Origin of the sequence: Streptomyces corynorhini (genome assembly GCF_003346515.1) — a bacterium.
GTDB classification, from domain to species: domain Bacteria; phylum Actinomycetota; class Actinomycetes; order Streptomycetales; family Streptomycetaceae; genus Streptomyces; species Streptomyces corynorhini.
In genome coordinates this window covers 1-1604 of sequence record NZ_QQNA01000464.1, presented here as the reverse complement: position 1 = coordinate 1604, position 1604 = coordinate 1, and the positions used below count along the sequence as shown (strand labels likewise).

The window sequence follows — 1604 nt, the reverse complement described above, 5'->3', positions numbered from 1 at the left end:
CTGGTCGCTGCTGGCGGACCCGCCGGGTCCGCCAGCAGCGACCAGTCCAGCCAGCTCACCTCGTTGTCCTGGCAGTACGCGTTGTTGTTGCCGCCCTGCGTACGGCCCAGCTCGTCGCCCGCGACCAGCATCGGGACGCCCGTGGACACCAGCAGGGTGGTCAGCAGGTTGCGCAGCTGCCTGCGCCGCAGCGCGTTGACCCGCGCGTCGTCGCTCTCGCCCTCCGCCCCGCAGTTCCAGGCCCGGTTGTCGTCCGTCCCGTCCCGGTTGTCCTCGCCGTTGGCCTCGTTGCGCTTGTGCTCGTACGAGACGAGGTCGCGCAGCGTGAAGCCGTCGTGCGCGGTGATGAAGTTGACCGACGCGTACGGCCGCCTGCCGCCCCACGCGTACAGGTCGCTCGACCCGGACAGCCGGTAGCCCAGGTCCCGTACGTCGGGCAGGGCGCCGCGCCAGAAGTCCCGTACGGCGTCCCGGTAGCGGTCGTTCCACTCCGTCCACAGCGGCGGGAACGCGCCCACCTGGTAGCCGCCGTTGCCCACGTCCCACGGCTCGGCGATGAGCTTCACCCGGCGCAGCACCGGGTCCTGGGCGATGACGGCGAGAAACGGCGAGAGCATGTCGACGTCGTGCATGGAGCGCGCGAGCGCCGCCGCCAGATCGAAGCGGAAGCCGTCGACCCCCATCTCCGTCACCCAGTAGCGCAGCGAGTCGGTGATCAGCCGCAGCACGTTCGGCTGCACCACGTGGAGGGTGTTGCCGCAGCCCGTGTAGTCCGTGTAGCGGCGGGCGTCGGAGGGCAGTCGGTAGTAGCCGCGGTTGTCGATCCCGCGCAGCGAGAGCGTCGGCCCCAGCTCTCCTGCCTCGGCCGTGTGGTTGTAGACGACGTCCAGGATCACCTCGATGCCCGCCGCGTGCAGCGCCCGCACCATCTCCTTGAACTCGGTGACCTGCCGGCCGCGCGTGGAGCCCGCCGCGTAGCCCGCGTGCGGCGCGAAGTAGCCGATGGAGTTGTAGCCCCAGTAGTTGCGCAGTCCGCGCCGGAGCAGATGGTCCTCGTGGGCGAACTGATGCACCGGCAGCAGCTCCACCGCCGTCACCCCCAGCTCTCGCAGATACCCGATCGCCGCCGGGTGCGCCAGCCCCGCGTACGTGCCGCGCAGCTCCTCGGGGATGTCCGGATGGCGCTGCGTGAAGCCCTTCACGTGCAGCTCGTAGATGACCGAGTCGGCCCACGGCGTCTTGGGCCGCCGGTCGTCGGCCCACTCGTCGCCCGGCACCTCGTCGTGGACGACGACGCCCTTGGGGACGAAGGGGGCCGAGTCGCGCTCGTCGCGCACCGTGTCGGCGACATTGCCCTGCGGCCAGTCGCGGACATGGCCGTAGACCTCCGCCGGGAGGGTGAACTCGCCGTCGACCGCGCGGGCGTACGGGTCGAGCAGCAGCTTCGCCGGATTCCAGCGGGCGCCGGTCCACGGGTCCCAGCGGCCGTGCACCCGGAATCCGTAGCGCCTGCCGGGGCGGACGCCGGGCACGAAGCCGTGCCAGATCTCGTGGGTCAGCTCGGTCAGCGGCAGCCGGATCTCGGTCTCGGGCCCGGCCCCGGC

1 protein-coding gene is annotated in these 1604 nt (G+C 71.6%); it reads right to left on the bottom strand.

The features are described from left to right. On the bottom strand, positions 1-1604 hold a 1604-nt coding region (gene glgX / locus DVH02_RS34535; protein WP_114627762.1), incomplete at both ends, for a glycogen debranching protein GlgX.